The following is a 16,970-nucleotide window of genomic DNA, read 5'->3' on the forward strand; positions in this document are numbered from 1 at the left end:
CGGGGCGTTCTGGGGTCCTCCTAGTGCGCCTCGGCCCAATTTTGCCCGCGCCCGGCATCGACAATCAACGGCACGTCCAGCTTTACCGCCGGTTCTGCCGCGCCCTGCATGATGTCACGCGCCACCTCGATGGTTTCCTCGACCGCTGAATCCTCGACCTCAAAGATCAGTTCGTCATGCACCTGCAACAGCATCTTGGCAGGCAGATGGGTAATTGCCTCCGGCATCCGGATCATCGCGCGCCGGATGATGTCCGCCGCCGTACCCTGAATGGGCGCATTGATCGCCGCACGCGCGGCAAACCCGGCATGCGGCCCCTTGGCGTTGATCTGCGGCATGTGGATTTTCCGCCCGAACAGCGTCTGCACATACAGGTTCTCTTTCGCGAACGCCTTGGTCTCATCCATATAGGTGCGGATGCCCGGGAACCGTTCGAAATAACGGTTGATAAAGTCCTGCGCCTCGCCGCGTGGAATGCGCAGGTTGCGCGCCAGACCAAAGCCGGAAATGCCATAGATCACACCAAAGTTGATCGCCTTGGCGCGGCTGCGCACCTCGGGCGTCATCTCATCCATTGGCACATCGAACATCTCGGACGCGGTCATGGCGTGAATGTCCTGCCCCTCGCGGAAGGCCTGTTTCAGCGCGTCGATCCCGGCAATATGCGCCAGAATGCGCAACTCAACCTGGCTATAGTCCAGCGAAATCAGCGTCTTGCCCGGCTCGCTGACAAAGGCCTCGCGAATGCGCCGCCCTTCCTCGCTGCGTACCGGAATGTTCTGCAGGTTCGGGTCCGTGGACGCCAGCCGCCCGGTGTTCGCCCCGGTCTGCACGTAGCTGGTGTGCACCCGGCCCGTGTCCGGGTTGATATGGTCCTGCAAGGCATCCGTATACGTGCTTTTCAGCTTTTGCAGCTGGCGATAATCCAGCACCCGCGCGGCAAAATCATGTGTCGCGGCAAGGTCTTCCAGCACATCCGCCGGCGTTGACCACTGCCCGGTCTTGGTCTTCTTGCCACCCTCCAACCCCATCTCTTCAAACAGGATCGCGCCCACCTGCGCCGGGGATTGCACGTTGAACTCATGCCCTGCCAATTCATAAAGCTCGGCCTCGTATCCCGCCATCTTCTGGGCAAAGGCATTGGACATCCGGCTCAGCGTGTCCCGGTCCACCTTGATGCCATGCATCTCCATCTCGGCCAGTACCGGCGACAGCGGGCGTTCCAATGTCTCGTAAACCGTCGTCACCTGTTCCTGATGCAGCTGCGGTTTGAACTTCTGCCACAGGCGCAACGTGATATCCGCATCCTCGGCGGCATATTTCACCGCGTCCTCGATCGGCACCCGGTCAAAGGTGATGGCCGATTTGCCACTGCCCAACAGCGTCTTGATCGGGATCGGCTGGTGACTGAGATACAGCTCCGACAGCGCGTCCATACCATGGCGGTTCAACCCGGCCTGCAGCGCATAGGACATCAGCATGGTGTCATCAATCGGCGCGACACTGACCCCGTAGCGCTTGAAAATCTTGCAGTCATACTTGGCGTTCTGAAACACCTTCATGACCGCAGGGTCTTCCAGCACCGGCTTTAACACCTCCAGCACCTCGTCGACGCTCAACTGCCCCTCGGCCAGCTCGTCACTGCCAAACAGATCGTCGCTCGCGCCCTTTTTGTGCGCCACCGGGATGTAACAGGCCTCGCCCGGTTCCACCGACAGGCAGACACCCACAAGGTCCACGACCATCTCGTCCAGCCCCGTGGTTTCGGTATCCACCGCCACATAGCCCCGCGCCACCGCCTTGGCGGCCCAGTCCTCCAGCCGCGCGCGGTCCTTGACCCACTCATAAGCCCCGGCATCAAACGGCAGGTCCTCGGGCGAGTCCGCTGCCCCGGCTTCAGCCGTCTTTGCAGGCGCATCCGAGATCACCGGCGCTTCAACGCCCAGCTGATCGGCAATGCGTTTCGCCAGCGTGCGGAACTCCATCTCGGACAGGAAATGCATCAGCTCTTCCGACACCGGGTCCTGCACCTCAAGATCATCCAGCGTGAAATCCAGCTGCATCTCGCAATCCAGCTGCACCAAACGCTTGGACATCTCGATCTGCGCGCGCTGCTCGATCAATGTCTGGCGTCGCTTGGGCTGCTTGATTTCTTCGGCCCGATCCAACAGGCTCTCCAGATCGCCAAATTCGTTGATCAACAACGCGGCTGTCTTGATCCCGATCCCCGGCGCGCCCGGCACATTGTCCACGCTATCACCGGCCAGCGCCTGCACATCCACCACACGTTCCGGCCCGACACCAAACTTCTCATGCACCCCGTCACGGTCGATGCGCTTGTTCTTCATCGCATCCAGCATCTCGACCCCGTCACCGACCAGCTGCATCAGGTCCTTGTCGGATGAAATGATGGTACACCGCCCACCCGCATCGCGCGCCTGACAGGCCAGCGTGGCGATAATGTCGTCCGCTTCAAATCCCTCGATCTCTTTGCAGGCGATGTTAAAGGCCTTGGTCGCCTCGCGCGTCAGCGGGAACTGCGGCACCAGGTCCTCGGGGGCAGGGGGGCGGTTGGCCTTGTAGAGATCGTAAATCTCGTTGCGGAACGACTTGCCCGAGTAATCAAAGATCACCGCCACATGGGTTGGCGCATCCGGGCCGGTGTTGCCCTCGACATAGCGCTGCAACATGTTGCAAAACCCCGCCACCGCGCCAATCGGCAAGCCATCAGATTTGCGCGTTAACGGAGGCAGCGCGTGATAGGCGCGGAAAATGAACGCCGACCCGTCGATCAGATGCAAATGGCAGCCCTTGCCAAACCCGGTTTCCATGTCGCGCGTCTCCCCGTTTTGTTCCCCTACTTCTTGCCACGCCCCGACCCCCGGTGCCAGCCAGAAATCCGCCCTTCTCCATGTTGTACAACATGGAGAGTCCCCCCCAAAAAAGTTGTACAACATGGTCATTTCCCTCCCTCAGGCTTCTTTTGGCCAAAAATATCCCGGGGGGTCACAGGGGGGCAGCGCCCCCCTTGCCAAGCCATCAGCGCAGTGCTTTACCATGCGGCGGTCAACGAAGGGAAAGCCATGACTCACCTCTGGGTACGCGCCGAACAACGGCCCAACGAAGAACGCGTCGGGATCACCCCCGAAGGGGCCAGGGCCCTGATCGACAAGGGCATTCGCGTGACGGTTGAGGACAGCTCGGTCCGCGCCATTCCGATTGACGGCTACCGGGCCGCAGGCTGCGAGATCGCGCCAGAGAATTCATGGCCCGAGGCCCCGCTGGATGCCATCATCTTTGGCCTCAAGGAACTGCCCGAAGACGGCACGCCGCTGCCCCACAAACACATCATGTTCGGCCATGCCTACAAGGGGCAACACTCTGGAATCGCTCTGTTAAAACGCTTCAAGGGGGGCGGTGGCACGCTCTATGATCTTGAATATCTGGTCGACGACACCAGCCGCCGCGTCGCCGCATTCGGCTACTGGGCGGGCTATGCGGGTGCCGCCGTGACACTGAAATCCTGGGTGGCCCAGCAGCGCGGTCAAATCTGCGGACCTGTCGGCGTCTACCCTGACAAAGATGCGCTTCTGGATGACCTTGGTCTCGACCTCGACAAGCTCACCGTGGACCTGCCAAACGCCATCGTGATCGGCGCCCTGGGCCGCGTCGGGACGGGGGCCTCTGATCTCCTGCAAACGCTTGGAATCGCAGTAACAAAATGGGATCTGGCCGAAACTCAAAGCGGTGGTCCTTTCCCCGAAATCCTGTCCCACAACATCTTCATGAACTGCATCTTCGCCCGCCCCGGCACCCCGGTGTTCGTGCCGCACTCCGCCAAGACCGCGCCCCGTGCCCTCACCGCCATCGGTGACGTCGCCTGCGATCCCGACAGCGATTACAACCCGGTGCCGGTCTACGACAAGGCCACCACCTGGGACGCCCCTGCGTTGCGCGTGCATGACGCGCCGGTGCTCGACGTGATGGCGATCGACAACCTGCCCTCGATGCTGCCCGCCGAATCCTCGCAGGATTACGCCGAGCAACTTCTGGCAACACTGTTGACACTTGATGACCTTTCGGACGGGGTATGGACCCGGGCCGAAGCCGATTTTATCACCCATTCCAAAGACTTGTAAGGAGGACGCAATATGACAATCCACTGGTGTGGCACCGGCCTTTCCGCCATTCCCGGCCTGCGTCGCCTGATCGACACGGGACAAGACGTCACCGTATGGAACCGCACGATTGCCAAGGCAGAAGAGGCCGTGGGCGACATTGCCAAGGACATCCGTGCCTTTGACATCGACGCGCTGGGCGCGGTTCTGGCCAAGGACGACGTGGTGGTCTCAATGCTGCCCGGTGACTGGCACGTGCCGCTCGCCGAACTCTGCATCGCCAAGGGCGCCAACTTTGTCTCGTCCTCCTACATCGCGCCCGAGATGAAGGCGCTGGACGCCGCCGCCCGCAAGGCCGGTGTCGCCTGCGTGAACGAAGTTGGTCTCGACCCCGGTATCGACCACCTGATGGCCCATGCGCTGATTGCCGACTACAAGGCGTCCGCCGCCTATGACGTGGCCAATACGATCTCGTTCAAAAGCTACTGCGGCGGCGTACCGAAACACGCCAACCCTTTCCGGTACAAGTTCAGCTGGTCGCCGCTGGGTGTTCTGAAAGCGTTGCGATCCCCCTCGCGCTCGATCCGCGATCACGCGCCGCTGGATGTGGCCCGGCCCTGGGACGCGATTTCCAGCTATGTCGCCCCGTTGCCCACGCCGGAAAGCTTCGAAGTCTATCCCAACCGGGATTCGATCCCCTTCATGGAAGACTACCGCTTTGACCCCGACTGGACCGTCAAGGAATTCGTGCGCGGCACCCTGCGCCTGAATGGCTGGGCCGAGGCCTGGGGTGATGTGTTCAGGGAAATCGAAACCCTGTCAGGCCCCGAGGGCGATGCGCGGCTCAAGGATATGTCCGACCAGTTCTGGGCCGAGAACGCCTATGACGAAGGCGAGCCCGACCGGGTGATCCTCTGCGTTGGTCTCAAGGCCGAGAAGGACGGGCAAGAGGTCTGGCACAAGACCTATGCCATGGACGCCTGGGGGGATGACCGCGGCACCGCCATGGCGCGCCTGGTGTCGATCCCGGTGTCACTGGCGGTCGAAGCCGTGCTGAACCGCCAGATTGCCACCGGAGTGCATGCCGCCCCCAGCGATCCTGCCCTGTTCACCCCGTGGCTGGCTGAAATCGACAAGCTGGCGCAGCATTTGCAGGTGGTCGATCACCTCGCCTGACCCTCGTAGGTCGGACAATATTGTCCGACCTACCAACGCTGCCGAAGTCGGTCTGGCCGCCAGTTACGCCGCGGCCGCCCCAATGCGTGCGACCGAGCGCAGCCATTTCTGCACTGCACCGGCCTTTGGATGGCTTGCACCGCTGAACTGCGTGATCCGCAAGGGTTTTATCCCGACAAACCCCAGAATCTGACCACTGATCTGTACCATCATCGCATTTCGGTACATCAGCCGAAAGAACCAGCCCGGTGTGTCTGACAGCATCAGAACCCGCCCCGTGCGCCCCCCAAGCAGGGGTGCTGGCAACCCCAGACGCGTGGTGTTGCGGGTGTCAAACGCCACCCCCGGCAGGAAAGCGCGATCAAACAATCCCTTGAGCTTCGCAGGCAGGCCGCCCCACCACACAGGTGTCGCGATCACCACGTGTTCGGACCAGGCGATGTCCGCCATCACCTTTTCCAGCGCCGGTTCCAGCGGTTTCTTGTTCTCATAGCCGCCAAACCCATAGTCCGGATCAAAGTCCAGATCATGCAAATGCACCAGCCGGACCTCGTGCCCCGCGCCTTGTGCGGCCTCGGCATAGGCTTCGGCCATGCTCCCGGTCAGCGACTCTGCTGCCGGGTGTCCGTTCAAAACAAAAATGCGTTTCCCAGTCATAACTCTCTCCATGATTCTCATAAATTGACCATGGTCAGTTTTAATGATGTAAAAAATGACCGCGGTCAATAATAAATTTGACCGCGGTCAGATTTCGTGGCACAAGGCCCCATGGCCAAGGCAGTACAACAACGCACATTGCAAACCCGCGCCCGCCTTGTGGCGGCGGCGCAAGAGGTGATCGCAGACGTCGGCTACGAGGGGTTGCGCGTCGAGCAGGTGGTGCTGCGTGCAGGCGTGGCCAAGGGGACGTTCTTTGCCCATTTCCGCGACAAGGACGCCCTGATGGACCAGCTGATCGGCGCGGGCATTGATGCGCATCTCGATCAAATCGAGGCGCTGGCGACACCGCAGTCGGTGGCAGAAATCGTCGAGGCCTTTATGCCCCTGATGCGCTTCATGACCTGCGAGCGCTACGTGTTCGACGTCATCCTGCGCCACTCTGGCGCCGCGGCCATTTCCGAGATCGGGCCGATCGCCAACACCTTTGGGCGCCATGTCGAGGTGGTCGCGCCCTGGCTGGCCAAGGGCCCGTTTCGCAAGGATATTGACGGCATGTTGCTGGCCGAAGGCGTGCAGGCCTTTACTGTGCAGGCGATGTCATTGGTGTTTTGCGCGTTGCACGCCGAGGTCGACCTGCGCGCCCGGCTGACCCTCTATCTGAATGCCTGGCTCACGCCAAAAGGATAGGCCCCGCGTTTGAGGGGATCGTGTTCAGAGCGGTTACCCGCGCCGAACCAGTTCATCCTCTTCGTCGGACAATGAAATGCCCAGTTCGTCCATGCCGTTCTCAAGGTGGTCGGACAGATGCGGCGACCCCAGCAGGTAGTCTGCAGTTGGTGCGGTGGCTTCGCGCTTGGCGGTGGCGATCGCCTCTGCCAGTTCCTCACCGGCAAAGCTCTCCCGACCGATCCACATCACGGCAACCAGACTGGCCTGTTCGTCTTCGTTCAGGCGTTCGATAAAGCCGCGCAGCTCACCTTCGGCGCGGTCCAGCTCGCGCGCCATCAGCACGACCTGTGCAACTTTCCACGGCGTAATTTCAAGCATGTCAGGGTCTCCACTATGTCCTGTGCGGTTTTATTTCACAGATTAGTATGCCCTGCGTCCTTGATCTCGCGCAACACGGCTGGCGGGTTCTTGGGTTAAGCTTTGCGCCCCGTCGACAGGAATATCCACGCAAACAGCAGCATCGAACTGATGGCGGCGATTGACCCCAGCTTGGCCAGAGTCTCGCTGGTTTCGCGGATGGCCATGACGATTCCCGGCACCATCACAACCACGCCAACAACGGCGATCCCAAGATGGATCTTGGCCAAAAATGACTCCGCAGCCGCCGGAACCAGATGATAGTAAATCCCGAAAATCGCAAAGCCCACATAGCCGATCAGGTTCAAATGTGCATGTGCCGGCGACAAGAGGTGATCCCCGCTTGCCGACATCTGGATGCCCCAGCCCATGCCGATGATGGCCGACAGCAGTGCCAGCCCAAAAAACGCTTTTGCAATCCCTTGCATTGTTTCCTCCGTCCCTGTGACCGCCGGTGTTCGCTCCGGCTGTGACGAAAGGGTGCCGCCAGAGGGGGCATATACAAAACGAATAGATTTTATGGTATGAATTGATGGCATGAATTTATTGTCCTTCGACCTCAACCTGCTGCGGGTGCTCAACGCCCTTCTGGCCGAGCATTCCACAACGCGCGCCGGGGAACGCATTGGCCTGTCGCAATCGGCGGTCTCTGCCGCGCTTGGGCGTTTGCGCCACGCGCTTGGCGATCCCTTGTTTGTCCGCGAGGGACAAAGGTTGGTACCGACGGATTTTGCCCAGTCCCTCGAACGCCCGCTTGCCCGGATTCTGGCGGACCTTCAGGATGTGCTGGCCGGTCCCGAGGTGTTTGATCCGCACGAGGCCGGGACCACATTCAAAGTGTCTGGTTCAGACTTTTTCGCCACGCTTCTGATGCCCCGCCTGGGCAAGCTTTTTGCGCGCACCGCACCCCGGATGTGTATTCAACAAGTCGATCTTCACCCGGACAGCTATGTCAGCATTCTCGAGGATGCGACAATCGACCTGGCCCTGATCCCGCGCATGCCGTTTCCGTCATGGATTGCGCATCAGGCGTTGTTCCGCTCGCGGTTTGTCGTCGTGGCGCGGCAGGGGCACCCGGCCCTCTCGTCGGCTGGCATTGCGCCCGGCTCGGTGATGCCCCTGGACCTGATGTGCCGTCTGAGCCATGTGCTGTTTTCACCCGAAGGCAAGGGGGCCGGACCGACCGATGCGGCGCTGGCCGAGATCGGGCGCAGCCGCCGTGTTGTCATGACCCTGCCGGTGTTTTCTGGCGTGGCAAATGCAGTGGCTCACAGTGATCTGATCGCGCTGTTGCCGCATCAGTATGTCGATCATATTGCCCACGCGCAGGGTCTCGATCAGTTCCAGCCGCCTCTTGCCTTGCCCGAGCCTGAGCTGTGCATGGTCTGGCACGAGCGCAGCACCACAAACCCTGCGCACCGCTGGTTGCGGCAACAGGTTCGTGACACGCTGGCAGGGTTTTAACTGTCGGGCTTGGCCAGGGGCACGACCTTGTCGTCTTCCGGGGCCAGCTCTTCAAAGTCGAAATTGTCCAGCCGCCGTGCCCGACGCCCGGCTTTGTCCGCGCTGATCTTGATATCCGAGATGTCCTTGGCGGCCTGGCCAAAGTGCCGGTCGAGGTTCTCGACCCGCGTGCCCAGCCGTTCCACGTCGGCATAAAGCAACCCCAGCTCGCGCCGGATGGCCCCGGCCTGTTCCCGCATCCGTGCGTCTTTCAGGATCGCGCGCATGGTGTTGAGCGTCGCCATGCAGGTGGTGGGCGACACGATCCAGACCCGCGCCGCGAACCCTTCGCGCACCAGCTCGGGGAAGTTGGCGTGCAACTCGGCATAGACCGCTTCGGACGGCAGGAACATCAACGCGCCATCGGCGGTTTCGCCGTCGAGGATGTACTTCTCCGAAATCGCCTTGATATGCGCCTTGACCGAGGTGCGCAGCATGCGCGCGGCCTCGTTCAACTGGCTTTGCGTCTTGGCATTGAGCAGCGCCTCATAGGCTTCCAGCGGAAACTTGGAGTCGATGACAATCGGGCCCGGAGGGTTCGGCAAGTGGATCAGGCAATCAGCGCGCTTACCATTCGACAGCGTATGTTGCAGTGCGTAACTGTCCTTGGGCAGGGCCTTGCCCACGATGTCGTTCAGCTGGATTTCACCAAACGCCCCGCGCGTCTGCTTGTTCGACAGGATGTCCTGTAACGACAACACATCACCCGACAGCTTGGTGATGTTCTCCTGCGCCTTGTCGATGGTTTTCAGCCGTTCCTGCAATTCACCCAAGCTATGCGCCGTGCGCCGGGACGAACCTTGCAGGTTCTCGTTCATCTTTTCACTGACCTGCGCCAGCCGCTTTTCCATCAGCTGCAACATCGAGGATTGCGCGGCGGCTTGTGCTTCGGACACATGGGTCAGACCTCCGGCCAGCTGTTGTTGCCCGTCCGACAGCATCTGCACCCGCGCCGCGACAGAGCCCATCTGCTGCGCCAAAGGTTCCGCCAGCCGCGCCGACCGCCCCGCCGCACGCACCGAGAGGATCAACAGCACGATCACGATGGCGGCGATTCCCAAGGCGACCAGCTCTACCGGCCCCACAACGTATTCTCCAATGGTGATCATGACCGTCCAAACAGCTTTTCAATATCGGCGAGCTTCAGTTCCACGTAAGTGGGCCGCCCGTGGTTGCATTGCCCCGAATGCGGCGTTGCCTCCATCTCGCGCAAGAGGGCGTTCATCTCATCCGCCCGCATGCGGCGGCCCGAACGGATCGATCCGTGACAGGCCACCCGGCTCAGGATCGCCTCAATGCGGGCTTGCACCAGATTGCTTTCGCCCTGATCGTCCAGCTCGTCCAGAATGTCGAGGATCATGGTGCGGGCGTTGACTTCGCCAAGGATCGCAGGGGTTTCGCGCACCGCCACGGCGCCACCGCCAAAGGGTTCAATGGTCAGGCCGAACCTGGAAAGGTCTTCGGCCACCGCCAAAAGCCGCGCGCAATCGCCGTCACTCAGGTCGACGATCTCGGGGATCAGCAGGGCCTGCGCGGCGACGCCGGTCTCGGCCATCTGGTGTTTCAGTTTTTCATACACCAGCCGCTCGTGCGCGGCGTGCTGGTCGACAATCACCATGCCGTCGCGGGTCTGCGCAACGATGTAGTTCTCATGCACCTGCGCCCGTGCCGCGCCAAGAGGCAGACGTTCGGCAGATGTCTCTTCGGCCCCGTGCGGGGCCTCTTCGACCACAGGCTCAACCCGCGCGGAAAAGGCACCTGACAGCTCGGCAAACCCGCTTTCGGGCGCTTGCGCCGCATAGGCCGCCGTGCGCGCGCCGAGCGATGGGCGGTCCATCTGATAGACCCGCGCCGGGCCGGTGGGTTCGGGCCGGAACGCCCCCAATGTGGCCCCCGCGACCGTGGTCGAGGCACGATGCCCCGCTTCGGCCAGGGCGTGACGCAGGCTGCTCACGATCAACCCGCGCGCCAGTCCGGGATCGCGGAACCGCACCTCGGATTTCGCGGGATGCACGTTCACGTCCACCAGATGTGGATCACACTCGATGAACAGCGCCGCCGCCGGGTGGCGGTCGCGGCTGAGGAAATCGAAATAGGCCGCCCGCAACGCGCCCAGCAGCATCTTGTCTTTGACAGGGCGGCCATTCACGAACAGGTACTGCGCCGTGGACGAGCCACGCGAATAGGTCGGCAGCGCCGCATACCCGGTGAGGTGCAACCCCTCGCGCGGCGCATCAATCCGCAAAGCGTTCTCGGCAAATTCCGCCCCCAGAATGCGGGCCAATCGCCCGTGCAGCGCGTCAAACAGGTCGCCACTTTCGGCATCGGCCTGAAAGGTCACACGCCCCTCGCCGCCACCGGTCACATCGCGCAGCACAAACCGCACAAAAGGCTCGGCCATGGCCAGCCGCTTCACCACATCGGTGATCGCCTGTGCCTCGGCCCGATCGCTGCGCATGAACTTGAGCCGGGCAGGGGTGGCATAGAACAGATCGCGCAACTCGACGATGGTGCCGTCAGACAGAGCCGCCGGCTTGACCGGCCCCATGGTGCCGCCCTCAACGGTGATCGAGGCCGCATCTGCCCCCGTAACCCGGCTGGTGATGGTCAGCCGCCCAACAGCCCCCAACGAGGGCAGGGCCTCGCCCCGAAAACCAAAGGTGTGAATGTCCAAAAGATCACTGCCGTCGATCTTTGACGTGGCATGGCGTGACAGGGCCAGCGGCAGGTCCGCCCCCGCAATCCCGCAGCCATCATCCGTCACGCGGATCAGCGTCTTGCCGCCATCGGCATAGGCCACCTCGATCCGCCGCGCGCCCGCGTCCAGCGCGTTTTCCACCAGCTCTTTCACGGCAGACGCCGGGCGTTCGACCACCTCACCGGCAGCAATGCGGTTGATGGCAGCATCGTCTAACTGTCGGATAACAGGCCGATTATCGCTTATCTTGGGGTCAGGCATGGGCATACCGCAAAACCTAGCACGTTCACCTTTGATTCTGCCACCGGCTTTCGTGGTTAACATCGCCTTTTCACCCCCCCGCAAACTGTGTCCCTAAGTCACGGGCGCCGCGCGTTTCTATGCGGTAGTATCCGCGCCAAATATGCTTGGCCTGCCCGGATAAGGATTGCCCCATGGACGCCCGTAAGATTTCTGACCAGATTTCCGTCTCGCCCCAGATCACGCCCGATGATGTGGCCGAGATCGCCAAGGCAGGCTTTCGCTCGATCCTCTGCAACCGCCCCGATGGCGAAGGTCCGGACCAGCCCACCTTTGACGAGGTCGAGGACGCCGCTGAAAAGGCAGGGCTGACCTGTCTGTACATGCCTGTGATCTCGGGCAAGGTGACAGACGCAGACGCCGCCGCCTTTGGCAAATCGCTGATGGAACTGCCGGGTCCGGTCTTTGCCTATTGCCGCACCGGCACCCGCTGCGCGACGCTCTGGTCGCTGGCGCAGGCGAAATCCATGGACACCGCGCAGATCCTCGAAGCCACGCAGAATGCCGGGTACGACATGGCCGGTGTGGTGCGCCGCATCGTCAACGGAGGCAAGACGCCGACCGACAGCGCCGATGCCGCGTTCGACATCGTGATCGTGGGCGGAGGCGCCGCTGGGATCGCCGTGGCTTCGTCGCTGAAATCCCGTCGCCCCGGATTGGACATCGCCGTGATCGACCCTGCGGGCACGCATTACTACCAACCGGGCTGGACCATGGTTGGCGGGGGCATTTTCGACGCCGAAACCACGGCCAAGACCATGGGCTCGCTGATCCCCAAGGGGGTGCATTGGCTGAAATCGGCGGTTGCCGCCTTTGAACCCAAAGACAACGCGGTGATCCTCGATGGCTGCCGGGTGGTGAAATACAACCGCCTGATCGTCTGTCCGGGGCTGAAACTGAACTGGAACGGGGTTGAAGGTCTGGTCGAAACGCTGGGCAAGAACGGCGTCACCTCGAACTACCGCTATGACCTCGCGCCCTATACCTGGGAACTGGTCAAAGGCATGAAGTCGGGCCGCGCCCTGTTCACCCAGCCGCCAATGCCGATCAAATGCGCCGGTGCCCCGCAAAAGGCGCTGTACCTGTCGGCCAGCAACTGGGAAAAGGCGGGCGTTCTGAAAGACATCGACATCCAGTTCATGAACGCCACCGGCGTGTTGTTCGGGATCAAGGATTACGTCCCCGCCCTGATGGAATACGTCGAGCGCTACGACGCCGACCTCAACTTTCACCACAACCTGATTGCCGTGGATGGTGCCGCAAAAACCGCCACCTTCGAGGTCACCAAACCCGACGCGGAACCGGAAACCGTCACCACCGAGTTCGACATGATGCACGTCTGCCCACCGCAGATCGCGCCGGACTTTATCCGCGTGTCTCCCTTGGCCGATGCGGCGGGTTGGATCGACGTGGACCAGTCCACCCTGCGCCACAAAGAGTTCGACAATATCTGGTCGCTTGGCGACGTGATGAACGCCCCCAACGCCAAGACCGCCGCCGCCGCCCGCGCGCAGGCCCCGGTGGTGGCCGAGAACCTGATCGACGACATCGACGGCAAATCGCCCACGGCGATCTACAACGGCTACGGCTCGTGCCCGCTGACCGTGGAACGCGGCAAGATCGTGCTGGCGGAATTTGGCTATGGCGGCACGCTGCTGCCGACCTTCCCTACGTGGCTGGTCGATGGCACCAAGGCCACCCGCCGCGCCTGGGTGCTCAAGGAACAGATCCTGCCGCCGATTTATTGGAAAGCGATGCTGCGCGGCAAGGAATGGCTGGCCAAGCCCGAAAAGGTGTCAGCCCGCTAGGCGTTTCTCGTTTTGTTGCCGAACAGGCAGTTCATGCTAAGCTGGCCTCCAGTTTTGGGGGGACAGCATGAAAAAGCTTTCGTGGGTGGTGGCCATCCTTGCAACAATGGCCAATGCAGCAAACGCCGAGATTTCCAAATTCTGGCAAGAGGTTTCAAAAGAACCGCGGGAACTGGCCCGGGCCGCGTGTAACAACGGCGAAACCGCTGCCAGAGATCGGCTTTACGACATGGCCTTCAACGATCTGAACCCGGCGGCCATGCATTCATGGGCTTGGATGATCTCGGGGCCTGAATGTGCGTTCCATACTGGCGAAGGGCCAGAGGTTTCGCAGATTTACCTGCACGCATCCGAGTACAATTTCCCGGCATCACTGATGGTGACTGGCTTTCGCTTTCTTCAGGGCTACCACGCTGAAAAGAATGTTGAGCGCGGTCTGACCTTTATCACCCGCGCGGTTAATGGCGGGTATGGCATGGCCGCGATTCATGCCGCTAATGCCTACATCGACGGCAAGTACGTGGCCCGGGATCTGGACGAGGCCGATTACTGGTTGATGCTGGCTCGCGACACCGGCGCGCCGCAAATGCACATCGACCGGGTCGAGGACCGCCTTGCCGCGCTCAGGCCGAAAGCAGAGGACGAACCCAAGGATTTGCTCACTTTGATGCAAGAGTGGGGCATTGACCCAGACAAGGTCGCAGAAGAAGCGATCGACGGCATGCTCCAAGAAAACAGCAGTGACACATCATCGGATGGTTTCGAGTGGAGCGCGACCGCCGAGGTTCGGCTGAATAACCTGTCGCGTGACATGGGATTTGACGCCAAGAGCGTCCATGCGATTGTCACGGGATATGTCGACGGCGGACCTGAACGCTGCTTCGAGGTCGACTGGGTGCGCAATCCGCAACCGGGCAAACTGTGTTTTGATCTGTTTTGTCCCGGTCGGGCTCAGGTCTTGTCCTTTGACACTGCGTTTTTCGAGGTCAGCGGCCCAGCTGAGTCTTGCAAGTGGTGAACAGCGCTTCAATTGCGCTTTCGAATGGGGTGATGCGGCGTGCGTCCGGTTAATTACGGTGCGGACCTGATTTTGCACCGACGCAATACCGACGTAATACCGACGTAATGCCGAATGCGGTTTTTGCGCAATATCAGTGCTTTAACCCCAAATTTCCCGTATTTCCCGCAGATCAGCGCACGCTGTGTTCATTTCTCCTCTTCACTTATTCAGTATTTGGAATATATATGCAGTCCTGAAACAGCGACCGGACGGGACCGCAATGCCAGATATGAACCAAACACGCGCGCGGCTTGAACGCCATTTGCCGATCCTCACCTGGGCAAAAACCTATTCGCGCGACACGCTGACGTCGGACCTCGTGGCGGCTGTGATCGTCACCATCATGCTGATCCCGCAATCGCTGGCCTATGCGCTTTTGGCAGGTCTTCCGGCCGAGATGGGGCTCTATGCCTCGATCCTGCCGCTGGTGGCCTATGCGATCTTTGGCACCTCGCGCGCTTTGGCGGTGGGGCCGGTTGCCGTGGTGTCCTTGATGACCGCCGCCGCCGTCGGCAACCTCGCGCTACAGGGCACCGCCGAATACGCAGCGGCCGCGATAACGCTGGCGTTTATCTCGGGGCTGATCCTGACGGTCATGGGACTCTTTCGCCTTGGTTTCCTTGCCAATTTCCTGTCGCACCCGGTGATTGCCGGGTTTATCACGGCCTCGGGGATCCTGATCGCCACGTCACAGCTGAAACACATCCTCGGGGTTGATGCCCATGGCCACAACCTTGTCGATCTGATCACCTCGCTGATGGCCCATCTGCCAGAGACCAACATCTTTACGCTTCTGATCGGCCTCACCGCGCTGGGCTTTCTGTTCTGGGTCCGCAAGGGGCTGAAGCCCGTGCTGCTGAACACCGGCATGCCGCCCCGCCTTGCCGATATTCTGGCCAAGGCCGGGCCGGTTGGAGCCGTGGCCGTAACCACCCTGGCGGTCTGGATCTTCAATCTCGAAAGCCACGGCGTAAAGATCGTCGGCACCGTGCCCACCGGCCTGCCACCCTTGTCACTGCCCAGTTTTTCCGCGGATATCTGGTCATCTCTCTTTGTCTCGGCGGTGCTGATCTCGGTCATTGGGTTTGTTGAATCGGTTTCCGTCGCCACAACGCTCGCCGCCAAGAAACGCCAGCGCATCGACCCGGATCAGGAGCTTGTCGGCCTTGGCACCTCCAATATTGCCGCTGCAGTTTCAGGAGGTTACCCGGTCACCGGGGGCTTTGCGCGCTCGGTCGTGAACTTTGACGCGGGCGCCGAGACACCCGCCGCCGGGGCCTTTACCGCTGTTGGCATCGCGCTGGCCGCGCTGCTGCTGACGCCGCTCTTGTTCTTCCTGCCCAAGGCCACGCTCGCCGCCACCATCATCGTGGCTGTCCTGAGCCTCGTCGACTTTTCGATTCTAGGGAAAACATGGAAATATTCCCGCGTTGACTTCGCTGCCGTCGCCGCCACCATCGTCCTGACGCTGGGTTTCGGGGTCGAGACCGGTGTGTCCGCAGGGGTCCTGTTGTCGCTTGCCCTCTTCCTCTACAAAACCTCGCGCCCCCACGTGGCCGAGGTTGGGCTTGTGCCCGGCACACAGCACTTCCGCAACATCCTGCGGCACGATGTGGAAACGCATCCCAGCCTTGTCACTCTGCGCATCGACGAGAGCCTGTACTTTGCCAACTCCCGCTTTCTTGAAAACTATCTCTTGAACCGGGTTGCCTGTGAGCAGCCGATCAAGAACATCGTACTGATGTGTTCAGCGGTGAATGAGATCGACCTCAGTGCCTTGGAATCCCTGGAGGAACTGAACCGGCTACTGGGGGATATGGGCATCAGGTTGCACCTCTCCGAGGTCAAAGGCCCGGTGATGGACCGCCTGTTGCGCAGCCATTTCATCGAGCATCTGACCGGGCAGGTCTATCTGGCGCAATATGACGCCATGGTGGCCCTGACGCCCAAAGAGGAGGCGGCCTAGTCCAGCTCACCCGAGGGGATCATCGGGAAAAAGCAGCCCCCCGACATCACGCCAAACCAGCTCTGGCCGTCGACGTCTTGATGCTCGCCCAACTCTACCATCCGGTAGAAACTCTTGCGATCAATCCGGGCCTCCAGCCCGGCGCGCACCATCACATAGGGCGCCGGTTCGTCGCTGGCCGCATCCCGCGCCACCCGAATCGGGTTTTCGGCACTGGCCACGGCTGTGTCCCCCACATTGGTGGTAAAGCTCAGAACCTGCGAACCTCCCTCTCCGGACACGTCAAAATCCACCGCCACAAACGGCGCGTCCTCGACCTCGATCCGCACCTTTTCGACTGGCGTGACAAGCACATAGGTATCCCCGTCCTTGCGCAGGATGGTTGAAAACAACCGCACCAGCGCCTCGCGATGGATCGGCGCGCCTTCGTGAAACCACGTGCCATCCCGCGCGATCCGCATGTCCATCTCGCCGGTAAATGGCGCGTTCCACAGGTGTACGGGCGGCAACCCTTTGCCCTGTTGCGCTGCTTTGGCCGAGGCCACGAGTCCGTCTTTCGATGCTTTCACGGGAATTTGTCCGCTCATTACTTTTG

Annotated in this window: 14 protein-coding genes; 7 read left to right on the forward strand and 7 right to left on the reverse strand. The window is 61.3% G+C overall.

Annotation, left to right across the window (positions count from 1 at the left end; genetic code table 11):
- Positions 1-20: 20 nt before the first annotated feature.
- Positions 21-2,831, reverse strand: coding sequence for a DNA polymerase I (polA, locus tag EK369_RS09560; RefSeq protein ID WP_127113891.1), 2,811 nt, complete (start codon positions 2,829-2,831; stop codon positions 21-23).
- Between the two features lie 252 nt (positions 2,832-3,083).
- Between polA and EK369_RS09565 the strand changes: the two genes are divergently transcribed.
- On the forward strand, positions 3,084-4,139 hold the full coding sequence (locus EK369_RS09565) for a saccharopine dehydrogenase (RefSeq protein WP_127113893.1): 1,056 nt from the start codon (positions 3,084-3,086) through the stop codon (positions 4,137-4,139).
- A 12-nt stretch (positions 4,140-4,151) separates the two neighbouring features.
- On the forward strand, positions 4,152-5,294 hold the full coding sequence (locus tag EK369_RS09570; RefSeq protein ID WP_127113895.1) for a saccharopine dehydrogenase family protein: 1,143 nt from the start codon (positions 4,152-4,154) through the stop codon (positions 5,292-5,294).
- Between the two features lie 63 nt (positions 5,295-5,357).
- Here EK369_RS09570 and EK369_RS09575 read toward each other — a convergent pair whose 3' ends face one another.
- A complete protein-coding gene (locus tag EK369_RS09575; protein ID WP_127113897.1) occupies positions 5,358-5,951 on the reverse strand; it encodes an NAD(P)H-dependent oxidoreductase in 594 nt (197 codons plus the stop codon).
- Positions 5,952-6,062: 111 nt separating this feature from the next.
- Between EK369_RS09575 and EK369_RS09580 the strand changes: the two genes are divergently transcribed.
- A complete protein-coding gene (locus tag EK369_RS09580; RefSeq protein ID WP_127113899.1) occupies positions 6,063-6,641 on the forward strand; it encodes a TetR/AcrR family transcriptional regulator in 579 nt (192 codons plus the stop codon).
- 33 nt (positions 6,642-6,674) lie between these two features.
- Here the strand turns inward: EK369_RS09580 and EK369_RS09585 are convergent, their stop codons facing one another.
- Both EK369_RS09585 and EK369_RS09590 read right to left on the reverse strand, forming a co-directional pair.
- The gene (locus EK369_RS09585; protein ID WP_127113901.1) at positions 6,675-7,001 is read right to left on the reverse strand and encodes a DUF3775 domain-containing protein; all 327 of its coding nucleotides are present in this window, start codon (positions 6,999-7,001) and stop codon (positions 6,675-6,677) included.
- 95 nt (positions 7,002-7,096) lie between these two features.
- Entirely contained in the window at positions 7,097-7,468 is a 372-nt protein-coding gene (locus EK369_RS09590; protein WP_127113903.1) for a hypothetical protein, read from the reverse strand.
- Positions 7,469-7,577: 109 nt separating this feature from the next.
- Between EK369_RS09590 and EK369_RS09595 the strand changes: the two genes are divergently transcribed.
- The gene (locus tag EK369_RS09595; RefSeq protein ID WP_127113905.1) at positions 7,578-8,504 is read left to right on the forward strand and encodes a LysR family transcriptional regulator; all 927 of its coding nucleotides are present in this window, start codon (positions 7,578-7,580) and stop codon (positions 8,502-8,504) included.
- Here EK369_RS09595 and EK369_RS09600 read toward each other — a convergent pair.
- Positions 8,501-9,652 (reverse strand): DNA recombination protein RmuC, encoded by a 1,152-nt coding sequence (locus tag EK369_RS09600; protein ID WP_127113907.1) that lies wholly within the window; start codon positions 9,650-9,652, stop codon positions 8,501-8,503. The genes EK369_RS09595 and EK369_RS09600 overlap by 4 nt on opposite strands.
- Positions 9,649-11,508, reverse strand: coding sequence for a DNA mismatch repair endonuclease MutL (mutL, locus tag EK369_RS09605; RefSeq protein ID WP_127113909.1), 1,860 nt, complete (start codon positions 11,506-11,508; stop codon positions 9,649-9,651). Before mutL ends, EK369_RS09600 begins: the two co-directional genes overlap by 4 nt.
- A gap of 167 nt (positions 11,509-11,675) precedes the next feature.
- Between mutL and EK369_RS09610 the strand changes: the two genes are divergently transcribed.
- The 3 genes from EK369_RS09610 (at position 11,676) to EK369_RS09620 (ending at position 16,375) form a co-directional block, all read left to right on the forward strand.
- A complete protein-coding gene (locus EK369_RS09610; protein ID WP_127113911.1) occupies positions 11,676-13,349 on the forward strand; it encodes a bifunctional protein tyrosine phosphatase family protein/NAD(P)/FAD-dependent oxidoreductase in 1,674 nt (557 codons plus the stop codon).
- A gap of 67 nt (positions 13,350-13,416) precedes the next feature.
- Positions 13,417-14,367: an SEL1-like repeat protein gene (locus EK369_RS09615; protein WP_127113913.1), complete on the forward strand. Its 951-nt coding sequence runs from the start codon at positions 13,417-13,419 to the stop codon at positions 14,365-14,367.
- Positions 14,368-14,638: 271 nt separating this feature from the next.
- Entirely contained in the window at positions 14,639-16,375 is a 1,737-nt protein-coding gene (locus tag EK369_RS09620; protein ID WP_127113915.1) for a SulP family inorganic anion transporter, read from the forward strand.
- On the opposite strand, the gene EK369_RS09625 is transcribed toward EK369_RS09620, so the two are convergent.
- Positions 16,372-16,962 (reverse strand): DUF1285 domain-containing protein, encoded by a 591-nt coding sequence (locus EK369_RS09625; RefSeq protein WP_127113917.1) that lies wholly within the window; start codon positions 16,960-16,962, stop codon positions 16,372-16,374. The genes EK369_RS09620 and EK369_RS09625 overlap by 4 nt on opposite strands.
- Between the last annotated feature and the right edge of the window lie 8 nt (positions 16,963-16,970).

The organism is Shimia sediminis (assembly GCF_003990645.1).
Taxonomy (GTDB): Bacteria; Pseudomonadota; Alphaproteobacteria; order Rhodobacterales; family Rhodobacteraceae; genus Shimia; species Shimia sediminis.

Bases quoted from the DNA above. Each gene is read 5' to 3' on its own strand.
- EK369_RS09600 (WP_127113907.1), bottom strand. From the start codon at position 9,652: ATGATCACCATTGGAGAATACGTTGTGGGGCCGGTAGAGCTGGTCGCC.
- EK369_RS09595 (WP_127113905.1), top strand. From the start codon at position 7,578: ATGAATTTATTGTCCTTCGACCTCAACCTGCTGCGGGTGCTCAACGCC.
- EK369_RS09615 (WP_127113913.1), top strand. From the start codon at position 13,417: ATGAAAAAGCTTTCGTGGGTGGTGGCCATCCTTGCAACAATGGCCAAT.
- EK369_RS09620 (WP_127113915.1), top strand. From the start codon at position 14,639: ATGAACCAAACACGCGCGCGGCTTGAACGCCATTTGCCGATCCTCACC.
- EK369_RS09610 (WP_127113911.1), top strand. From the start codon at position 11,676: ATGGACGCCCGTAAGATTTCTGACCAGATTTCCGTCTCGCCCCAGATC.
- EK369_RS09565 (WP_127113893.1), top strand. From the start codon at position 3,084: ATGACTCACCTCTGGGTACGCGCCGAACAACGGCCCAACGAAGAACGC.
- EK369_RS09575 (WP_127113897.1), bottom strand. From the start codon at position 5,951: ATGACTGGGAAACGCATTTTTGTTTTGAACGGACACCCGGCAGCAGAG.
- EK369_RS09580 (WP_127113899.1), top strand. From the start codon at position 6,063: ATGGCCAAGGCAGTACAACAACGCACATTGCAAACCCGCGCCCGCCTT.
- EK369_RS09625 (WP_127113917.1), bottom strand. From the start codon at position 16,962: ATGAGCGGACAAATTCCCGTGAAAGCATCGAAAGACGGACTCGTGGCC.
- EK369_RS09590 (WP_127113903.1), bottom strand. From the start codon at position 7,468: ATGCAAGGGATTGCAAAAGCGTTTTTTGGGCTGGCACTGCTGTCGGCC.
- polA (WP_127113891.1), bottom strand. From the start codon at position 2,831: ATGGAAACCGGGTTTGGCAAGGGCTGCCATTTGCATCTGATCGACGGG.
- EK369_RS09570 (WP_127113895.1), top strand. From the start codon at position 4,152: ATGACAATCCACTGGTGTGGCACCGGCCTTTCCGCCATTCCCGGCCTG.
- EK369_RS09585 (WP_127113901.1), bottom strand. From the start codon at position 7,001: ATGCTTGAAATTACGCCGTGGAAAGTTGCACAGGTCGTGCTGATGGCG.
- mutL (WP_127113909.1), bottom strand. From the start codon at position 11,508: ATGCCCATGCCTGACCCCAAGATAAGCGATAATCGGCCTGTTATCCGA.